This is a genomic window from Prevotella pectinovora (assembly GCF_000834015.1).
Taxonomy (GTDB): domain Bacteria; phylum Bacteroidota; class Bacteroidia; order Bacteroidales; family Bacteroidaceae; genus Prevotella; species Prevotella pectinovora.
This window is the reverse complement of the sequence record NZ_JXQI01000081.1, coordinates 17,472-38,138: the sequence shown is the minus strand read 5'-3', so window position 1 is coordinate 38,138 and position 20,667 is coordinate 17,472. Positions and strand designations below refer to the sequence as shown.

Here is a 20,667-nt window from a genome sequence, read left to right as displayed (position 1 = left end):
ATGTCTCGTTTTGCTCATTTGGCTCCGATGTGAACCTTCAATGTAACAAAAGAAAAACAGAAGAATCAACTTGATCAATGTTTCATAGCATGTAAATTCAAATTTGCAAAGACTTCTCAAATCTGTCACAACGCTGATTTAGATACAAGGAGTCACGACAATGAAATTGTACAAAGCGACTCGATTTCACATATTTATAATATAAAGATAAAACACACGATATGTTCAGCAAAGAAACCTACGTCAACCGACGCGCCGAGCTCAAGAAGCTCGTAAAGAGCGGTATCATAATCCTTTTCGGCAACAATGAGTCTCCGGCGAATTTCCCGGCTAACGGATATTATCCATTCCGTCAGGACTCTACTTTCCTTTATTATTTCGGACCGAAGAGAGACGGACTCGTTGGAGTAATCGACGTTGACAACGACAAGGAGTTGCTTATCGGCAACGACATCGATATCGACGACATCGTATGGTATGGAAGCGTTGACAGCGTTCATGATATGGCAGAACACGCAGGAGTGAAAGAAAGCGCACCGATGAAGCAGCTTCAGGTTATCTGCGACAACGCCATGAAAGAGAAACGCACGATACATTTCCTGCCGCCTTACCGTCATGACACCATGATACAGATTTTCGACCTGCTCGGCATTCATCCAAGCAAACAGCGCGAGGCTGCATCTGTTGAACTGATAAAGGCAGTGGTGAAGATGCGTTCTACCAAGGAACAGCAGGAAATCGAGGAAATCGAGCGTGCTTGCGCTATCGGTTACAAGATGCACACCACAGCGATGCGTGTGACAAAGCCTGGAGTGACAGAGAAATACGTAGGCGGACAGGTAAACGGTATTGCCAACTCGTATGGTGCGATGGTAAGCTTCCCTACAATCTTCTCACAGCATGGTGAGATTATGCACGGAAATCCTTCTATGGCAGTGCTCGAAAGCGGACGACTGGCTCTCTGCGACTGTGGCGGCGAGACAATGGAACACTATTGCTCTGACAATACCAGAACATTCCCTGTAAACGGAAAATTCACTCAAAGACAGCTTGAGATTTATTCTATCGTGGAGGATTGCCACGACCTCGCCTTGAAAATTTCAAAGCCTGGCGTCAAGTATTTCGACGTGCACATGGACGTTTGCCGCCTTATGACAGACAGACTGAAGGAGCTCGGACTCATGATGGGCGATACGGAGGAGGCTGTAAGGGCTGGCGCTCACGCCATGTTCCTGCCTCACGGACTGGGCCACATGATGGGTATGGACGTACACGACATGGAGGGACTCGGACAAACCTACGTGGGCTTTGACGATGAAACAAGACCTAATCTGGAGCAGTTCGGAACAAACTGCCTGCGCATGGGCCGCCGACTTGAAGAAGGCTTCGTTGTTACAGACGAACCGGGAATCTACTTCATCCCAGCCCTCATCGACGAATGGCGCGCTAAGGGTCTCCACAAGGACTTCATCAACTATGAAAAGCTGGAGACATACAAGGATTTCGGTGGAATCCGTATCGAGGACGACATTCTCATCACAAGCGACGGCTGCCGCTTCCTCGGCGAGGAGCGTATCCCATATCATCCAAAAGACGTTGAGGATTTCATGAGCAAGAACTAAGTTCATGATTACATGATATAAAACGCAGAAAATCATAAAACATTAATTTATTTATAAACAATACAAAATGAAAAAAATTCTAACGTTAGCCCTCTTGGCTTGCCTCGCTATGGGAGCCAATGCTCAGGAGAAGAAGGAATCGGCAAACAAGAACAAGCCGGTATTCACCACAATCAAAGAATGTAAGATCACAAGCATCAAGGACCAGAGCAGAAGCGGTACCTGCTGGGACTACTCTACTCTCTCTTTCTTCGAGAGCGAAATCTTGAGAAAGACTGGCAAGAGCGTAGACCTCTGCGAGGCTTTTGTTGCAAACAAGACTTACATGGACCGCGCTATCACTGCAGTTCGCATGCATGGTGACGTTTCATTCTCTCAGGGTGGTTCTGCTGAGGATCCATTGTACTGCCTGAAAAACTATGGTATCTGCCCAGAGGACGCTATGCCGGCACCTGGCTCACTCTATGGTGACTCTCTGAACAACTTCAACGAGTTCTTCGCTGTAATGACTCCATACGTAGAGGCTGTAGCAAAGAGCAACATGAAGAAATTGTCTCCAGCATGGAAGAAGGGTCTGCAGGCTATCCTCGACACTTATCTCGGCAAGTGCCCAGAGTCTTTCAAGTATGAGGGAAAGACCTACACTCCAAGAACATTCGCTGACAGCTTCGGTCTGGATTGGAACGACTATGTAAGCATCACAAGCTACACTCACCACCCATTCTACAAGCCATTCGCTGTAGAGGTACAGGACAACTGGCGCTGGGGTATGAGCTACAACGTTCCTGTTGAGGACATCAACCGCATCATCGACAACGCTATCAACAATGGTTACAGCGTAATGTGGGGTGGCGACGTTTCAGAGCAGGGCTTCACACGTCAGGGTCTCGCTGTTGCCATCGACACAAAGGCTGTTCAGAGCCTTGCTGGAAGCGATGCTGCAAAATGGCTCAAGCTCACTCCGTCTCAGAAGACAAATCTCCTCGACTCTCTCGGTGTAAACACTCCTGAGGTTAAGCTCACACAGGAGATGCGCCAGGAGGCTTTCGACAATTGGGAGACAACAGACGACCACGGTATGCACCTCTTCGGTCTGGCAAAAGACCAGAACGGCAAGGAATACTATATGATCAAGAACTCTTGGGGTGAGCATGGCGACTACAAGGGAATCTGGTATATGACAAAGACTTTCAGCGCTTACAAGGTTATGGACTTCATGGTTAACAAGAACGCCATTCCTAAGGATATTAGAAAGAAACTCGGTATCTGATTCAACAGGATAACTACAATAACAAAAAATTCGGGAAGCAGGACAATTGGTCCGCTTCCCGATTTTTTTGTTGTAAGTTTTTTGCCTTTCCTATCAGCTACGGCTGTATGATGCCGCACCATGATTGTACTACTTTTACGCTTGTTACATCGTCTCGCTCTCTTCCTTCATGTCGATGAACTCTTTCTTGCTGTCATAGAATTCATACTGCAAGAAAGCCATCTTCTGAGAAGAAACGACATGTACGCCAAATCCGTATTTCATCTGCCACTTACGCTTAAGGCTGAAAATACCCTGATTGATATAAGCAGCCACATACGGATGTACGTGAAGATAGAAATTCTTTATTCCTATCTTGTTGACCAACTTGTCAATTTTGTTCTCCAACTGGTCTGTGAAAAGTATGCTCGACTTTATCTTTCCCTTTCCAAAGCATGTAGGGCAGGTCTCTTCCACATTGACATCCATGGCTGGACGCACACGCTGACGCGTTATCTGCATCAGTCCGAACTTGCTCAGCGGCAGGATATTGTGGCGTGCACGGTCTTTCTGCATGTTCTTGCACATGCGTTCATAAAGAATCTGACGGTCCTCGGCAAGGCTCATGTCGATGAAGTCCACCACGATGATGCCGCCCATATCGCGAAGACGCAACTGGCGGGCCAGCTCATCAGCAGCTCCGAGGTTCACGTCAAGTGCATTAGCCTCCTGTCCGTTGTTTGAACGTGTGCGGTTTCCGCTGTTCACATCAACGACATGAAGGGCTTCGGTGTGTTCTATGATAAGATAAGCACCATGCTTATAGTTTACAATCTTTCCGAAGCTCGACTTGATCTGCTTTGTTACGTTGAAGTTGTCAAAGATAGGCACCGTTCCCTTGTAAAGCTTCACGATGTTTGCTTTCTCAGGAGCGATGAGCGTTACATAATGCTTCACCTCCTTATACACCTCCTCGTCATTCACGTAGATGTTTTCGTACGAGGGGTTGAAGAGGTCGCGGAGCATTGCTACGACGCGGCTTGTCTCTTCGTAAACCAACTGCGGGCGTTTTTGGGTTTCCTGTACTTTCTTGATAGCGTCCTCCCACCGCTTCATCAGTACCTTCAGCTCTGTGTCCAGTTCAGCCACACGCTTTCCCTCAGCCACGGTGCGCACAATAACGCCCACGTTCTTTGGCTTGATGCTGTGGATGAGCTGTTTGAGTCTTGCCCTTTCCTCGCCGCTTTTAATTTTGGATGAAACAGAAACTTTATCATCAAATGGAATAAGGACCAGGTAACGTCCGGCGAAACTCAATTCGCATGTCAGTCGCGGTCCCTTCGTTGAAATGGGTTCTTTTACGATTTGCACCAGTACCTCCTGTCCCTGCTGCAATTCGCTCTGCACTGAGCCGTCCTTCTTCAAGTCGGGCAGTCTCATCGCCTTGGCAAAGGGATAAAGTTTCTTTCTGTCGCTCTGTACCTGTTTGATATACTTTTCATAGGAGTTGAACTGACTCCCGAGGTCAAGATAGTGTAGAAAGGCATCACGCTCATAGCCCACATCTACAAAGCTTGCATTCAAGCCCGGCATCAGCTTCTTGACTTTTGCCACGTAGATGTTTCCAACAGAAAACGACGCCGACCTCGGCTCGTTCTGATACTCCACGAGATTCTTGTCTTCAAGAAGGGCGATGGAGATTTCTTTCTGTTGAACGTCGATTACTAATTCGCTTGTCATGTCCTAAATACAAAAACTTGATTGATAAAATAAGGGCATGTCAATAAATACGCGTTCTTGATGATTGCTGCATTGATTGACATGCCCAGTCCGAATAGACCTTCCATTGAGCACTAACTCTGCAGTTAGTCTTACTTGCTCTTATGTCTGTTCTTTCTTAATCTTTTCTTACGCTTGTGAGTAGCCATCTTGTGGCCCTTTTTCTTCTTACCGTTTGGCATAATCTTATTGTTTTTTAATTGTTTAATATAATGTTGTTAATAATATCTTTCTTACTCTTCGCCCTTCATTTTGCTGACGAAGCTTTTGGCAGGCTTGAAACTTGGGAAGTCGTGGGCTGCAATCACAATTGTTGTGTTCTTAGAGATGTTTCTTGCTGTCTTCTCTGCACGGTGCTTCACGATAAAGCTACCGAAACCTCTCAAGTAAACATTTTCCTTTCTCTCCAACAAACTGTTTTTGATAGCTTCCATAAATGCCTCGACAGTAGTGGCTGCATCTTTTCTTGCCACACCTGTAGAAGCAACAATTTCTTCTATAATGTCTGCTTTTGTCATTTTATTTTATACGTTATTGTTTTATATATCTTTGTCCTTACTTTTGGGCTTGCAAATATACGAGTTTTTGGCGGCATACGGAAATATATTTCGGTTTTTTTGCATTTTACGGTAAATACCTCTTTCAGAAGTGTTTAATTTTCATCACTTTATACCAAATCGCAGGATTGCAGACATAAGTCCGACTCGAATGGCGGCATTCTGAACATAATTACCGCACAGCTTACTTAGAAGCCCGATTCAAGAAGCCAAAACTACAGATTTGGCAAGACTGGTATAAGTAACAGAAATCTGAAGACAATCTACACTCCTTCAATTCAAATGGGCGCTCACGAATAATCGCAAACGCCCATTCTCCATATCCTTGTGCGGCAGCGCCGCAACGAACTCATTACAATGTCAAGCCTTTAAGCATCTCAGCCACTTCGTCGTTTATCTTCTTGGCGAAGTCTTCCTTGCTCATCACGCCCTGGTCGCCACCGCCCTGCTTACGCACGGCAACAGTACCCTCGGCCTGCTCCTTCTCTCCCACTACGAGCATGTATGGGATGCGCTTCATCTCGTTGTCGCGAATCTTGCGTCCAATCTTCTCGTTGCGGTCGTCAACCTTTGCACGCACGCCCTTGCCGTCAAGATACTTGGCAAGATTATTTGCGTATTCGTTATACTTCTCTGAGATTGGCAGGATAGCCACCTGGTCTGGTGTGAGCCAGAGTGGGAAATGACCTGCGGTATGCTCGATGAGCACGGCGGTGAAACGCTCCAGCGAGCCGAATGGTGCACGGTGTATCATTACCGGAGTCTTCTTAGAGTTGTCCTCTGCTGTATATTCCAGTTTGAAACGCTCCGGCAGGTTGTAGTCCACCTGGATTGTTCCGAGCTGCCATCTGCGTCCGATGGCATCCTTCACCATGAAGTCGAGCTTTGGTCCGTAGAACGCTGCCTCGCCTTCTTCCTCACGACACAGAAGACCCTTCTCGCGACAAGCCTCGCGGATGGCATTCTGGCTGTCTTCCCAATTCTGATCGTCGCCGATATATTTCTCTGTGTCCTTTGGGTCACGAAGTGAAATCTGAGCCTCGTAGTCCTTGAATCCAAAGATGTCAAACACCTTGAGGATTACGTCGATCACGTTTTCGAACTCTTTCTTCACCTGATCCGGACGCACGAATATGTGGGCATCGTCCTGTGTAAACGTACGCACACGTGTCAATCCATGCAGCTCACCACTCTTCTCATAGCGGAACACCGTACCGAACTCTGCGATACGCAATGGCAGATCCTTGTATGAACGTGGTTTGCGGGCATATACCTCACAATGGTGCGGACAGTTCATCGGCTTCAGCATATACTCCTCATCCTCCTCTGGAGTGTGGATTGGCTGGAAGGCGTCCTTGCCATAGTGTGCATAGTGGCCAGAAGTCACATAAAGGCTCTTTCCACCGATTCCCGGAGTAATTACCTCCTGATAGTTATATGGTTTCAGGAGTGTGCGAAGCAGCTCCTGAAGACGCAGACGCAGCTGTGTTCCCTTCGGCAGCCAAATAGGAAGTCCCTTGCCCACACGCTCTGAGAACATGAAGAGTTCCATCTCCTTGCCTATCTTTCTGTGGTCGCGCTTCTTTGCCTCTTCGAGCATCACGAGATATTCATCGAGCATCTTCTTCTTAGGGAAGGAGATACCGTAGATTCGTGTCATCTGCTCACGCTTGGCATCGCCACGCCAGAAGGCTCCGGCAACGCTTGTTATCTTGATTGCCTTGATGGCACCAGTGCTCACAAGGTGTGGACCCTTACAGAGGTCTGTGAAATGGCCCTGTGTGTATGTGGTGATGGTACCGTCCTCAAGGTCTTGGTCGATGTGCTCGTATTTGTATTCCTGACCGTCTGCCTTGAATTCCTTCAGGGCGTCTGCCTTTGAAACCTCCTTGCGCACGAGCAGCTCGTCTTTAGCCGCGAGCTCCTTCATCTTCTTCTCAATCTTGTCGAAGTCTCCCTCCTTGATCACTACACCGTCTTTCGGCATAACATCATAGAAGAATCCATTATCTACAGCAGGTCCGAAACCGAACTGGATTCCAGGGTACAACTCCTGGAGCGCTTCAGCCAACAGGTGGGCTGATGTGTGCCAGAAGGCGTGTTTGCCTTCTTCGTCTTCCCACTTGTACAATGTTACCTTTGCATCCTCGTTGATAGGACGGTTCAACTCTACCGTTTCGCCATTCACGCCGCAAGCCAATACGTTGCGGGCCAAAGCCGGCGAAATGCTCTCTGCAATCTGCAGACCAGTCACGCCCTGTTCATACTCACGAACAGTTCCGTCTGGAAATGTGATTTTAATCATAATTTTATTTATTTGTTTTTAGCGAGTGATACGAATACCCGCGATTGTTTTAACAAGTGCAAAATTACTATTTTCCTGTGAAACGAAGAAAGAACATACGTTAAATATGTCTTCATCTATCATTTTCCCTTCTTGTTTCCATATTTCTTTATTGCCACATAGGCATCAACGAGTCCCAGTTCGCCAGCTTTGCTGAGGTCTGCCACACCTTGTTCCACATTTCCGGCAAACACCCTCACCATTCCTCTGTTATAGTAAGCCTCTGCCAGTCTGCCGTCAATGGAGATAGCCTTGTCGTAGTCTGCCAGCGCCTTGCCATAGTCTTTGGATGCGGCATACAGGTTTGCCCTGTCGTAATAAAGATATGCGTTGTTGCCGTCGAGACTTATCGCTTTGGCAAGGTCGTCGATAGCCTTCTGCTCACTGAACATCGGTTTGCCTCCCATCGACGCATCGAATGTCCTCAACATCGTCAGACATACCGCCCTCTGCCAATATGCGAGTACCGAGGTGCTGTCTATCTGCAGATATGCCGAAAGGTCGTTTTCTGCATCGTAATAATTCTGGGTCACGCAATACGCCACAGCCCTCTTGAGCAGATACCCCTTGTCGCCACGCAGATCCTTCGATTTCTGTATCATATCGCTCAGCGAGTCTATCATCACGAGATAGCGCTTCGATGTTTCCTCGTCGAGGCTCTTCGGATTACAGGTTATCTGTAGTGGCAAGCTGGCATTGTGTATCGTGGCGTCTGACTTCTCTGCCATTTCCTTGTTGAAACGGTCAACGATTTCATCTGAAGCGACATACGACTTCACGCCGTTGTTGTACTGGATGAACGAGAGCTGGTACATCGGCATATACTCCACATCGAGGTGGCGGTTCTGCACCTTTCCTCTGTAGGAGTTTTCATACTCATGGTCCACCTCTGCCTTGTCGTCAACCACGAGCTGGTTGTATTTGTCGAAGTTTATCTCGCTTCTCTTTCTCACATCACGTATCTTCTTCTTGCTCCAACGTGGCTGATAGCCATTCGACTTGTCGTTCTGCGCCTTGAAGATACGGAACTCATCGAGCTCTGCCTTCGCCGTCATGCCGAGACGGCGGTAACAGCGGGCACGGTTGCTGAGTCCTACCCAGAAGTTGGGGAATTGTGATATCAATGTGGAATAGTCGGCAATCGCACCTCTCAGGTTTCCAATGCGCTCACGCAGCAGCGCACGGTTGTAGATAGCCATCACGTTGCCTGGTTCAAGACGGATTATGAAGTCGAAGTCCTCCACCGCCCTGTTGTCGTCGCCCACCTGCACACGCAGCTGTCCTCGGTTGTAGTGTGCCAGGAAATTGTTCGGCTCCAGTTCAATTGCCTTGTCGTAATCCGCCAGAGCTCCACGCAGGTTGTTGATATTGTATCTTGCCAACGCACGGTTCACATAATATCCCGCCATGCTTGGTTTCAGATGTATTGCCTTGGAGAGCTGCTGCTCAGCGTCTTTCCATTCCGACTTAGCCAGACTTATCATCGAGCGTGTCGCCCATGCCTCACCGTCGTATGGGTTGAGTTCCAGGCTCTTGTCCAGATACTGGCTTCCTTGCAGAGTGTCTTTCTGTTGCAGACACAGTTCTGCCTTGAGTCTGAACGCCTGTGAATATTTAGGCCAGCGCCTCATCATCACGTCGAGATCTGCCGATGCCTTGTCATAATCCTTGTCCTCCAGCTTACACAACACCCTGTTATACCACAGGTTCTTGTTGTCCGGCTCGTATTCTATCGTCTTGTCGTAGTCGGCTATGGCTCCAGAGAAATTGTTCTGCTTGATGCGGCAGAGTCCTCTCAGCTCGTAAATCACCGGCACATAGGGGTTCAGTCTTATCGCCTCGGTGCAGTCGGCCTCGGCCCCCACATAGTCGTCGAGTCTGAACTTCGCCTCGCCTCTTCCCAGCCACGGCTCGTAGAGATATGGCTTTGAGGCTATGGCACGGCTGAAATACTGTATAGACAAGACATAATCCTCATAATACAATGCGCTCTGCCCTACCCTTATCAATCTGTCGATGTTGTATTGCGCCCTGGCAAAGGCCAACGAGGCGAAACATAATACCAATAAGAGTATCTTGCGCATAGTAGCATGAGGATTACGTGTCTGTTGTTCTAAAAGAATATCTTCGTCAAAACGACGGCTCATCGAGCCCCGCGTCAGCGTCTTGCTGCCTTTGTGCGGTAGCTGCAGCGGTAGCGTCCCTGCAAGAGAGCCTTCAGTTTACTCTTGATGAGCTGCTTTCTCAGCGGAGAGATGCGGTCGATGAACATCTTAGCGTCGAGATGGTCGAACTCGTGCTGCATGACACGGGCCAGATATCCCTCCACCCACTCATCGTGCTCGTTGAGGTCTTCGTCGAGATACTGCACATGGATGCGTGTAGGACGTGTCACTTTCTCCTGGATGCCAGGCAGCGAGAGACATCCTTCCTCCAGACTCTCCGTATTCGTTTCGTCGTATTCTATGATATGTGGATTGATGAATCCCTTCTTGAATCCCTTGTATTCGGGAAAATCTTCCGACAGCACATCGAGGTCGATTACCACAACCCTGATGTTCAGTCCTATCTGCGGTGCGGCAAGTCCCACGCCGTTAGCCTCCTCCATCGTCTCGAACATGTTTGCCAACAGTTCCTTCAGATTGGGATAGTCTTTCTCAATATCAGCCGATTCTTTTCTCAATACCGGCTGTCCGTATATATATATAGGTAAAATCATCTCTTTGATTCCAAAAAGCTTTGTAATATTATTGTTGCGCTTATTTCATCTACGAGCGCTTTGTTCTGACGCGCCTTCTTTTTCAGTCCGCCGTCTATCATCGCCTTGTGTGCAAGCACCGATGTGAAACGCTCGTCATAGTATATGATAGGCACCTGCTGATGGTTTTTCCAGCGCGCCACAAACTGTCTCACCCTCGCCAGGTTCTCGCTCGGCTCGCCATTCGGCTGCCGCGGCTCACCGATGACAATCAGCTCCACGCTCTCCTCGCTGATGTATTTCACAAGATAGTCGTAGAGCTGCGCCGTAGGCACTGTGGCAAGCCCTCCTGCAATGATCTGCAGGGGGTCGGTCACGGCAAGTCCGGTGCGTTTCTTTCCGTAGTCTATCGACAGTATGCGTGCCACGGTTCTGATTACTGCTGGTTATAGAGCAGCCATGCGTCCGGATACTGGCTTCTCAACTGGTTACGGCTCTGCACAGCCTCGTTCTTGGTATCGAATGTAGTTGCCACCACACGATACATCCTTGTAGCCGAGTCGTAAGCCACCTGTGCGGCATAGCCCTTGTTGTTGAGCTGTCCCTGCATTCCCTCTGCATTTGCCTGCACAGAGAAAGAGCCTACCACAACGCTGAACGACTTCAGTCCGGCACCGCTTATCACAGAGTATTTGCCCTGACGCACCGGCACATTGTCGGTATTGTCAACGACAACTGTCTCGTTGGCTGGCTTCTCCACAACTGGAGTCACTACTGCAACTTCTTCTGTAGGCTGTTCTGTAGCGGTCTTGTTTTCGGCAGCCTGTGCCTTTTCATACATCTTTCTGTATGCTTTCTCAGACGAACCACAGCTTGTGAATGCAACAGCCAGGAAAAGGCTTGCGCAGATTATAGTATATTTCTTCATTTCAGTTATATTGTTTGGTTATACATTCTTATTTTTCAAAATCTCTGCAAAGTTAAATAAATTAGGTGTAAATAAAGAGATTGCGGCACACAAAGTTTGTTAAATACCTTCTTTATCTCTTCAGCAGGCAAAAAAAATAGTAAAAAGGCATTGCCGATACAAAAAAAAGCACTATATTTGCTTTCACAATAACATTTAGTCTAATTTTTAACATCTGAAGATTATGAAAGCATTAGGTTACATCGGAGCATTCCTCGGCGGAGCTCTGGCAGGAACAGCACTCGGTCTATTACTCGCCCCAGAAAAGGGTACCGATACAAGAGAGAAAATCACTGACGCCATCGACGACTTCTGCAAGCGCCACAGCATCAAGCTGACACGCAAGGAAATGGGTGACTTGGCTGACGACATCCAGGATGCGGCAGCTGAATCTGAGGAGGTATAACACCTGCCTCCAGCCATCTGCCACGCTTGGCGGATGGACAAAGAACAAGGTAAACGAACTATAACTAAATCCAAGGACATTGATGTTTTCAAGTGATAGGAACATCGGCATAATAGGCAGACTCGTGGAGTTAGCCCGTCATTACTTCGGCCTTCAGTGCGAATACATAAAACTCGGAGCGATAGAGAAGTCTGTCAGACTGATAACGGCACTCGTGATAGTGGCGGTATTGGCTCTGATAATCATCATGACACTGATATTCTTCTCGCTCGCCGCCACGGTATGGCTGTCCGACTGCATCGGGTATGCTGGAGCCTTCTGCGTGGTGGGGGCATTCTATCTGGTTGCCTTCCTACTGTTCCTCCTATTCAGAAAACCGCTCGTTGAGCGTCCGTTGGTGAAATTTCTCACCGATGTTTTAATGGACCGATAGCTTATGGACAAGACTCAGAACCATCAACAGCATTTCCATTCATTGGACGACATCGCGGCTCGCCGTGAAGTGTTGCTCAAAGGAATGAACAAAGACCAGAAAGAAATTGGTCTGCTATGGAACGCGATGTTCAAGCCGGAGAAGAAGACCAGACAGAAAGGTTTCACTCTGTCGAGCGTCCTCAGCTCGAGCGTCGGCATCATCGACGGTGCCTTGTTCGCATGGAAGATTTACCGGAAGTTCAAACGATGACAAACGGGAAAACGGAATACACAATCCCCGGCACAAGATGCAACAAACGCTCTTGTACCGGGGATTTTCATTGTTTTCCACAGAAACGCCCACCACTCTTCAATATCCACGCGCCTCTCTCCGACTTACCTCAGGTCAATGCAAGTCGGTCGTTATCGTCCGCATGGTCAAATCGTCCGCAATCCCCAACTCACTATATGTCCACTGAAGCCATAATGACTGATGGTGATAAACGAGTTTTCGTGAAAAGAAGTGTCATTGTATCATTTTCGCCTTTATTCTATAGTCAAATCTCTGACTTATAAAGACTTAGCTAAATGATACTTTTCTGAAGTATTTACAGAAAAGTATCATAAAAGTATCATTCTGAATACCGAAGTATCATCACTACCAAACTATCTCCACACACAAGGGCAACAGTTTCTTTCACGCCAAGAGCTGCCAAACCGGGTATTTCCATATCCTGTTTCATCCAAAGAACACTTTGATTTCTGTTTTGGGCATCAACGGGCACATTTGGGGCATTGATGTTGCCCAAGTGGGGCACGCTGCTTGCCCAAGTGGGGCACGGTGCTTACCCATCATGGGCACGCTGCTTGCCCCGGATGGGCAGAATTGCAGTCAGACGTCTGCCCAATAAGTTAGCATGAGTTCGACGAATTAGAATAAGGTTAATTGTCTATCTATAGTCCTTTGGACTGCAATTATTGGTTTCTTAGGAAAGAAACAATATACAGCCAAAGCTCCAAGAGTATTGACAATGCCTGTCGCCTGAATTCCTCTCATCTGACAATTTCTTTCATCAGCAAACCATCCAGACAATTGGCTGACAATCGTAAGGCAGTCAACTGTCTGTCTGTCAAAATGTTACGACTAAAAACCAGACAATCTGACAGTTTGTGAGCAATTCTTGCTTTTACTAAGAATCAGCGATATGGGCAACTTTCACCCATATCGATTATCTTAAACCCAAATCGGTCATTAGGCCGTTCAATGGTAGTATTTTACAACTGCTTGCAAAAGATTTACCGGACAGCAATATTTAGAAATCTATTTTATTCTTGTTCTTCTTTTTGCCTGAGTTGATGAGTTTCACGAGCGACAGGACATCCACTCCTACAGAACAGGAGTTCTGATATGCCTTCTTGCCGTTGACTGTCTTGAAAAGTGGCGTTAGACCCAGCGAACCGCTGAAGACAAGCGGACCGATTCCCCAGACTACCGACATGTTAAGTCCCAGACGGTTGAGCTTGTAGGTCTCGTCTGCCGATATGTTTCCTTTCATCTTATACCAGGCATTGGTACGGATCTCGGGCGACAGTCCCAGCCCCAAATAGAAGTCATAGCTGCCATCCACGGTGAACATCATGGGCAGACGGAACGACATATAGTTGATATTGTTGCCGTCGGCTCGCTGGTCCATCTTCACGAAATCCCATTTGCCGCCGGTTTCCGTCACGACATAGTCTTTCTGAAAGCAGAGGTGGCTCCACACAAGCTGGGCTGCGATACTGAATCCCATACTGTTCTGCTTGTTGAACGGCACCGACATGTAATAAGGGGTGACGCCAAATTCAAACGACTTTGAAAACCTTGCGTGGTGGAGCTGGCTCGTGCCGAACACCTTGCCGGTGATGTTTGCCATACCGAACCATACCGTAGGATAACGTGGGGCGAAATCGATGTGCTGCAGATTGTTTGTTGGCAGGAATGGCGAACCCACATATACCTGTTCCACTTCCTGGCCATCCACGAAGTTCATTTCGCTGACCTTCGTCTGCTCCACTCCGTCGTTGCCGAACACCTTGACGTTGGTCTTGCTGCCATCCACGTCTACTACGATTTTTTTGTCTTTCACCACAAACGTCGTGTCTTCTTTCTCTGCTGCCTCTCCCAAAAGCGGCAAGAACGCAGCCAACAATAGTAATTTCTTCATATTTCAAGTTTTTTTATTATCAAATTGACATCCTGTGAACATGTTTTTGCCTTTCATAAAGGTCAGGACGGGTTGTTTTTTCAGTGGTCTTCTCCGTTTCCGGTCATGCCAAAGGCCCGCGACAGCAACTCTTGTCTAAGAGGCAGGATAATATGGTTGAACTCTTCTGGTTTCATCTCTCGTTTATCCCAAAGCGGTCATTAGGGCTTGCTTGTATTTTGCTTTTTAGAAGAGTGGATTTTGTTTGGCTTTTAATGAGTAATAGCGAGCTATTGCGAATTAAAAACAGGCAAAAGACACCTTATAAAAAGCAAAAGACTGCAAGCAGTTGTAAAATATGACATTAAACGGCCTAATGACCGATTTGGGTTTATATATATAACGCCAAAGAAAAGGATTTCGGACATTTGGCAGGGATATTTTCAAAAAAAATGACGGACAGACGAACAAACAAGGATATTGCTTCCATTTGTTGACAGACAGGATTATTGCTGAAACGTACAAGTCGAGACATATACCCTTGTCTACTCGTCTACTTGCCTACTTGTCTACTTGCCTAAAAATTATATAAAAAACCTGCGGGTAACATAAGTATTTGAGCAAATTTTCGTAACTTTACACGCTCTTTGGCCTGAAGGCTTAGGCTACGTGCCTTGAAATGCCCTACAAAGACATTCGCGAAGGAAATAAAAAGAATATATAAATGCATTTTAAATGGAAATACGATCCACCTACACCAGAACAAAAGAAAGATGCAGAAAAACTGATTGACAACCTGAAAGTCAGCCCCGTGATAGCGACGATAATGGCGAAGCGCGGAATAAAGGAAGAGGACGCAAAGAAATTCTTCCATCCGCAGCTCAACGACCTCATCGACCCTTTCCTTATGAAGGACATGGACGCCGCGGTGGAAAGACTCAACGAAGCCATGGGGCGCAAGGAACGCATCATGGTGTATGGTGACTACGATGTGGACGGATGTACTGCCGTCGCATTGGTTTACAAGTTCTTACAGCAGTATTACTCCAACATCGACTACTACATTCCCGACCGCTACGACGAGGGATATGGAGTGAGCCGTAAGGGTATCGACTTCGCCCACGAAACGGGTGTGGGACTGATAATAATACTCGACTGTGGAATAAAGGCGATAAAAGAAATTGAATACGCCAAAGAGCTGGGCATAGACTTCATCATCTGCGACCATCACGTGCCGGATGAGGAAATGCCACAAGCTGCCGCTATTCTGAACCCCAAAAGAGAAGACGACACCTATCCTTTCAAACATCTGTGCGGATGCGGTGTGGGATTCAAATTCATGCAGGCGTTTGCAAAGAGCAACGGCATTTCTTTCTCAAGACTGATACCGCTGCTCGACTTCTGCGCCGTGAGCATCGCTGCCGACATCGTACCGGTGACGGGAGAGAACAGGATTCTTGCCTACCACGGACTGAAACAGCTGAACCAGAACCCTAACATCGGACTGAAAGCCATCATCGACATCTGCGGACTGAACGGACGCACGCTGTCGATGAGCGACATCGTGTTCAAAATCGGACCGAGGATCAACGCTTCCGGACGTATGGAGAACGGAAGGGAGAGCGTGAACCTGCTCGTGGAAAAGGATTTCGCCGTGGCTTTCGACAAGGCGAAACACATAAACGAATACAACGAGCAGCGCAAGGACATAGACAAGCAGATGACCGAGGAGGCGAACTTGATTGTGGGCAGACTGGAGAGCCAGCAGAAACACTCGAGCATAGTGCTATACGACGAGAACTGGAAAAAGGGCGTGATAGGAATCGTGGCTTCCAGACTGACGGAAATCTACGTGCGGCCTACCGTAGTGCTGACACGCGACGGCGAGCTCGCCACCGGTTCGGCACGAAGCGTGGCGGGATTCGACATATATGCCGCCATAAAGAGCTGCCGTGACCTGCTGCTGAACTTCGGCGGCCATACCTATGCAGCCGGACTGACGCTGAGATGGGACGACGTGAAGGAATTCAGAGACAGGTTCCAGGCATACGTGGAGGAACATATACTGCCGGAACACACCGAAGCGGCACTCAACATCGACGCCGTGATAGACCTGAAGGACATCACGAAGAAGATGCACAGCGAACTCAAGAAGTTCGGCCCCTTCGGACCGGGCAACACAAAACCGATGTTTGCCACAATGAACGTATACGACTTCGGCACGAGCAAGGTGGTGGGCAGAGAGCAGGAACACATCAAACTGGAACTCGTAGACTCAAAGTCTAACAACGTGATGAGCGGCATCGCCTTCGGACAAAGTGCCGCAGCACGATACATCAAGTCGAAACGCAGCTTCAACATCGCATACACCATAGAGGACAATATCTTCAAACACAACGACGTGCAGCTGCAGATAGAAGACATACAGCCGACAGAGGGACAAGCTTGAACATTATAACACTGGCAGATGGCAGACGACAAATACCTCAGGATTCTTAAGGAGTATTGGGGCTACCCTGACTTCAGAGGAATACAAAGAGACATCATTGAAAGCATCTGTGCCGGGAAAGACACTCTCGGACTGATGCCTACCGGCGGTGGAAAGTCTATCACCTTCCAGGTGCCTGCCATCGCCATGGAGGGGGTATGCCTCGTCATCACCCCACTCATAGCGCTGATGAAAGACCAGGTGGACGCTCTGAGAAAGAAGGGGGTGAAGGCATACGCCATCTATGGCAGCATGAAACATACTGAGATACTGAAGATTCTCGACAATGCCGTGCTCGGTGGCGTCACCTTATTATATATATCCCCCGAAAGACTGTCGTCAGAATTGTTTCTCAGCAAACTGAGCCACATGACCGTGAGCTTCATAACCGTTGACGAAGCCCACTGTATCTGCCAATGGGGATATGACTTCAGACCATCATATCTGGCAATATCCGAAATCAGAAAGATAAAGCCGGACGCACCTGTCCTCGCACTTACAGCCACCGCCACCCTACCCGCCATCGACGACATACAGAAACAACTCAACTTCAAGGAAAAGAACGTATTCCGCATGAGCTTCATGAGGAAAAACATAGCGTATATCGTCAGGACAGCCGACGACAAGCTCGAACAGGCTGCACATATCATACGATCGCTCAGCGGTTCGGCAATCGTGTATGTATACAGCAGGAAGAAGACCAAAGAAGTGGCTGAATATCTCAACGACAACAATATCAGCGCCACCTTCTATCATGCCGGCCTCGACCATGCTGTGAGAGACTTGCGGCAGTCAATGTGGCAGGAGGACAAGGTGAAGGTGATGGTAGCCACCAATGCCTTCGGCATGGGTATAGACAAGCCGGACGTGAGGGTCGTGATACATATCGACAGTCCTGACTCCATAGAAGCTTATTTCCAGGAAGCCGGGCGCGCAGGCAGAGACGGAAACAAGGCTTATGCCGTATTGCTTTTCAACGGCAGGGACAAGTCGATACTGCAGCGCCGCATCGCCGACCAGTATCCTGACAAGGAATATATCAAGACCGTGTATGAACATCTTGCGTATTTCTTCCAACTCGCCGTGGGCTGCGGCTTCGAAAGGACTTTCGAATTCAACCTCGACAAATTCTGCAGAAACTTCAAACACTATCCGGCAAGAGTGGAATCGGCACTCAAGATTCTTGAAAAATCCGGATACATAGAATACAGCGAGGCAAGCGACAACAAGGCAAGGATGCGTTTCCTCATCGGACGCAACGACCTTTATCGCCTGAAAGACATGACCGATGAAGAGAACGCCGTCGTTGTGGCAGCACTCAGAAACTACAGCGGCATGTTCTCCGATTATGCCTATATCGAAGAGGCGCTTATCGCACAGCAGAGCGGTGTGGACGACCAGCAGACTCATGAAATACTGAAGACCCTGAGCAGAAAGCATATCATACATTTCATACCCCGCAAGAGCATACCACACATCAAATATACGCAAAGCCGCGTTGACTTCGAGGAGATTGTCATCCCGATGAAAGTGTATGACTGGCGAAAGAAACTGGCTGAGAAGCGCCTTGAGGCTGTGGTGACATACGCCGAGAGCGAAAAGGTTTGCCGCAGCCAGCAGTTGCTCAACTACTTCGGAGAGACACGGTCTGAGAGATGCGGACAATGTGACGTATGCATAGAACAGAAAAAGAGAACAAGAGAGGACAAACAGAGAGACAAGGATATAAGACTCGCCATTCTGAAACTGCTCGAAGACAAGAAGCCTCATCACATAAAGGAACTTTACACCCTCGATTTCGACATGCCGTCGATAGAACGTGTGCTGCGACATATGGCGGACGAAGAGGAGGTGTATAATATTGAGGGCAAGATAACACGCTGACATCCGCATTGCACACTTCATATCATAATGTGTCATTATTCTGACATTTCTTTATTTTTTTAAGTTTTTTTCTTCTAAATGTATCTTAAAAAGAAAATACGTGTGTCATTTTGTTCTATTGTTCGGAAAAACAAGTACCTTTGTAGGCAAATGCAATGGCATTTGCCCGATATACAACAATAGCATTATTTTTGGCGTACAATCATAAACGCTCAAACACAAATTTGCAATACGAGGTATTAGCTTAACACTAAAAAAGGAATAAGATGAAGAATAAGTTGAGAAGTGCGGTATGCACCGAAGGAAGGAGAATGGCAGGAGCCAGAGCCCTCTGGGTGGCGGCAGGAATGAAACACGAACAGTTCGGCAAGCCAATCATTGCCATCGTCAACTCTTTCACTCAATTCGTGCCCGGACATACTCATCTGCACGACATCGGACAAATCGTAAAAGAAGAAATAGAGAAAATGGGATGCTATGCCGCCGAGTTCAACACTATCGCCATAGACGACGGAATAGCGATGGGACACGACGGAATGCTATATTCCCTGCCTTCACGAGATATCATTGCCGACTCAGTGGAATATATGGTTAACGCCCACAAGGCTGATGCCATGATATGCATATCAAACTGCGACAAAGTGACGCCGGGAATGCTTATGGCGGCAATGAGACTTAACATACCTACCGTTTTCTGCAGTGGAGGACCGATGGAAGCGGGACGCTGGAAAGGCGCAAACGCTGACCTCATCACCGCCATGGTGAACGGTGCCGACAAGAGCGTAAGCGACGAAGAACTGAAGGAGATTGAAAGTTGTGCCTGTCCTGGCTGCGGTAGCTGTTCAGGTATGTTCACGGCAAACTCCATGAACTCGCTTACAGAGGCAATCGGCATGAGTCTGCCGGGTAACGGAACGATTCTCGCCACCCACAAAAACAGAATAAAGCTTTTCAAAGACGCCGCACACCTGATAGTGGAAAACGCCATGAAATATTATGAGGATGGCGACGACAGCGTGCTCCCGAGAAACATTGCCACAAGGGAAGCTTTTCTCAACGCCATGACTCTCGATATAGCGATGGGAGGAAGCACAAACACCGTGCTACATCTGCTCGCCGTGGCACAGGAGGGCGGCGTGGAGTTCACGATGAGCGATATCGACAGGTTGAGCCGTAAGGTGCCTTGTCTGTGCAAGCTCTCGCCGAACACACAGAAATACAGCATTCAGGAATGCAACCGTGCCGGTGGAATCTTTGGAATTCTGAACGAACTGGCAAAGGGCGGTTTGATACACAAAGGCGTGAAACGTGCTGACGGAAAGACTCTCGGCGAACAGCTCGAAAAATACGATATCACGAAATCTGCAGTCGACGAAGAGGCTGACAGGATATACCGCAGCGCTCCCGGAAGAAAGTTCTCTACCAAGATGGGATCACAAGACGAAAAATGGGAGACGCTCGACACCGACCGCAGCGAGGGCTGCATACGCGACCTCGGCCACGCTTATACGAAAGACGGTGGACTTGCCGTGCTGTTCGGAAACATCGCACAGGACGGATGCGTGGTGAAAACTGCCGGAGTGGACCCTGCATTGTGGCACTTCGAAGGACCGGCAAAGGTATTCGATTCCCAGGAGGATGCCTGCGAGGGAATCCTTGGCGGAAAGGTGAAGAAAGGCGACTGCGTGGTGATAACCCACGAAGGACCGAAGGGCGGTCCGGGAATGCAGGAGATGCTCTACCCCACTTCGTATATCAAGAGCATGCACATGGGTAAGGAATGTGCGCTGATAACAGACGGACGATTCAGCGGAGGCACATCGGGACTCAGCATCGGACATATATCGCCGGAAGCGGCAGCCGGTGGAAACATCGGAAAGATAACAGATGGCGACATCATAGAGATTGACATACCTGACAGAACGATAAACGTGAAGCTGACCGACGAAGAACTGGCGGCAAGGGAACAACGCCCGATGACCCGCCAGCGCACGGTGAGCAAGGCTCTCAGGGCATACGCACAGAGTGTAAGCTCTGCCGACAAGGGTGGCGTCAGAATAATAGAATAGGCTG

General features: G+C 48.2%; 16 protein-coding genes and 1 pseudogene. 8 read left to right on the top strand and 9 right to left on the bottom strand.

Annotated elements, in window-relative coordinates:
* Positions 1-221: 221 nt before the first annotated feature.
* Together ST42_RS11710 and ST42_RS11705 are read left to right on the top strand one after the other, a co-directional pair.
* Entirely contained in the window at positions 222-1,622 is a 1,401-nt protein-coding gene (locus ST42_RS11710; RefSeq protein WP_022315870.1) for an aminopeptidase P family protein, read from the top strand.
* 67 nt (positions 1,623-1,689) lie between these two features.
* Positions 1,690-2,892, top strand: a complete 1,203-nt coding sequence (locus tag ST42_RS11705) for a C1 family peptidase (protein WP_044073620.1) — start codon at positions 1,690-1,692, stop codon at positions 2,890-2,892.
* 144 nt (positions 2,893-3,036) lie between these two features.
* Here the strand turns inward: ST42_RS11705 and ST42_RS11700 are convergent, their stop codons facing one another.
* From ST42_RS11700 to ST42_RS11670, 7 genes are all read right to left on the bottom strand, one after another.
* Positions 3,037-4,611 carry an Rne/Rng family ribonuclease gene (locus ST42_RS11700; protein ID WP_022315867.1) on the bottom strand — a complete coding sequence of 525 codons (1,575 nt, stop codon included), beginning with the start codon at positions 4,609-4,611 and terminating at the stop codon, positions 3,037-3,039.
* 272 nt (positions 4,612-4,883) lie between these two features.
* Positions 4,884-5,168 carry an HU family DNA-binding protein gene (locus ST42_RS11695; RefSeq protein ID WP_022315866.1) on the bottom strand — a complete coding sequence of 95 codons (285 nt, stop codon included), beginning with the start codon at positions 5,166-5,168 and terminating at the stop codon, positions 4,884-4,886.
* Positions 5,169-5,559: 391 nt separating this feature from the next.
* Positions 5,560-7,512, bottom strand: a complete 1,953-nt coding sequence (thrS, locus tag ST42_RS11690) for a threonine--tRNA ligase (RefSeq protein WP_042519562.1) — start codon at positions 7,510-7,512, stop codon at positions 5,560-5,562.
* A gap of 119 nt (positions 7,513-7,631) precedes the next feature.
* On the bottom strand, positions 7,632-9,635 hold the full coding sequence (locus ST42_RS11685) for a tetratricopeptide repeat protein (RefSeq protein WP_044065333.1): 2,004 nt from the start codon (positions 9,633-9,635) through the stop codon (positions 7,632-7,634).
* A 74-nt stretch (positions 9,636-9,709) separates the two neighbouring features.
* Complete coding sequence (gene def, locus ST42_RS11680) at positions 9,710-10,270, bottom strand: peptide deformylase (RefSeq protein WP_022315863.1); 561 nt, start codon at positions 10,268-10,270, stop codon at positions 9,710-9,712.
* Positions 10,267-10,677, bottom strand: coding sequence for a Holliday junction resolvase RuvX (gene ruvX, locus ST42_RS11675; RefSeq protein ID WP_022315862.1), 411 nt, complete (start codon positions 10,675-10,677; stop codon positions 10,267-10,269). Before ruvX ends, def begins: the two co-directional genes overlap by 4 nt.
* 8 nt (positions 10,678-10,685) lie before the next feature.
* Entirely contained in the window at positions 10,686-11,177 is a 492-nt protein-coding gene (locus ST42_RS11670; protein ID WP_022315861.1) for an SPOR domain-containing protein, read from the bottom strand.
* 223 nt (positions 11,178-11,400) lie between these two features.
* Here ST42_RS11670 and ST42_RS11665 point away from each other — a divergent pair, with 223 nt between their 5' ends.
* From ST42_RS11665 to ST42_RS11655, 3 genes are all read left to right on the top strand, one after another.
* Entirely contained in the window at positions 11,401-11,622 is a 222-nt protein-coding gene (locus tag ST42_RS11665; RefSeq protein ID WP_022315860.1) for a YtxH domain-containing protein, read from the top strand.
* Positions 11,623-11,704: 82 nt separating this feature from the next.
* Entirely contained in the window at positions 11,705-12,055 is a 351-nt protein-coding gene (locus ST42_RS11660; protein WP_022315859.1) for a hypothetical protein, read from the top strand.
* 3 nt (positions 12,056-12,058) lie between these two features.
* Positions 12,059-12,307 (top strand): hypothetical protein, encoded by a 249-nt coding sequence (locus ST42_RS11655; protein WP_022315858.1) that lies wholly within the window; start codon positions 12,059-12,061, stop codon positions 12,305-12,307.
* Positions 12,308-12,967: 660 nt separating this feature from the next.
* On the opposite strand, the pseudogene ST42_RS14650 reads toward ST42_RS11655, so the two are convergent.
* Positions 12,968-13,069: pseudogene (locus ST42_RS14650) on the bottom strand (IS982 family transposase); the annotation flags it as partial.
* 280 nt (positions 13,070-13,349) lie between these two features.
* Entirely contained in the window at positions 13,350-14,243 is an 894-nt protein-coding gene (locus tag ST42_RS11650) for a hypothetical protein (RefSeq protein WP_044073619.1), read from the bottom strand.
* Positions 14,244-14,946: 703 nt separating this feature from the next.
* Here ST42_RS11650 and recJ point away from each other — a divergent pair.
* The 3 genes from recJ (at position 14,947) to ilvD (ending at position 20,663) form a co-directional block, all read left to right on the top strand.
* The gene (gene recJ / locus ST42_RS11645) at positions 14,947-16,671 is read left to right on the top strand and encodes a single-stranded-DNA-specific exonuclease RecJ (protein ID WP_022316390.1); all 1,725 of its coding nucleotides are present in this window, start codon (positions 14,947-14,949) and stop codon (positions 16,669-16,671) included.
* Between the two features lie 18 nt (positions 16,672-16,689).
* Entirely contained in the window at positions 16,690-18,594 is a 1,905-nt protein-coding gene (locus tag ST42_RS11640) for a RecQ family ATP-dependent DNA helicase (RefSeq protein ID WP_022316389.1), read from the top strand.
* Between the two features lie 266 nt (positions 18,595-18,860).
* Positions 18,861-20,663, top strand: coding sequence for a dihydroxy-acid dehydratase (gene ilvD / locus ST42_RS11635; RefSeq protein WP_044073618.1), 1,803 nt, complete (start codon positions 18,861-18,863; stop codon positions 20,661-20,663).
* Positions 20,664-20,667: the final 4 nt, after the last annotated feature.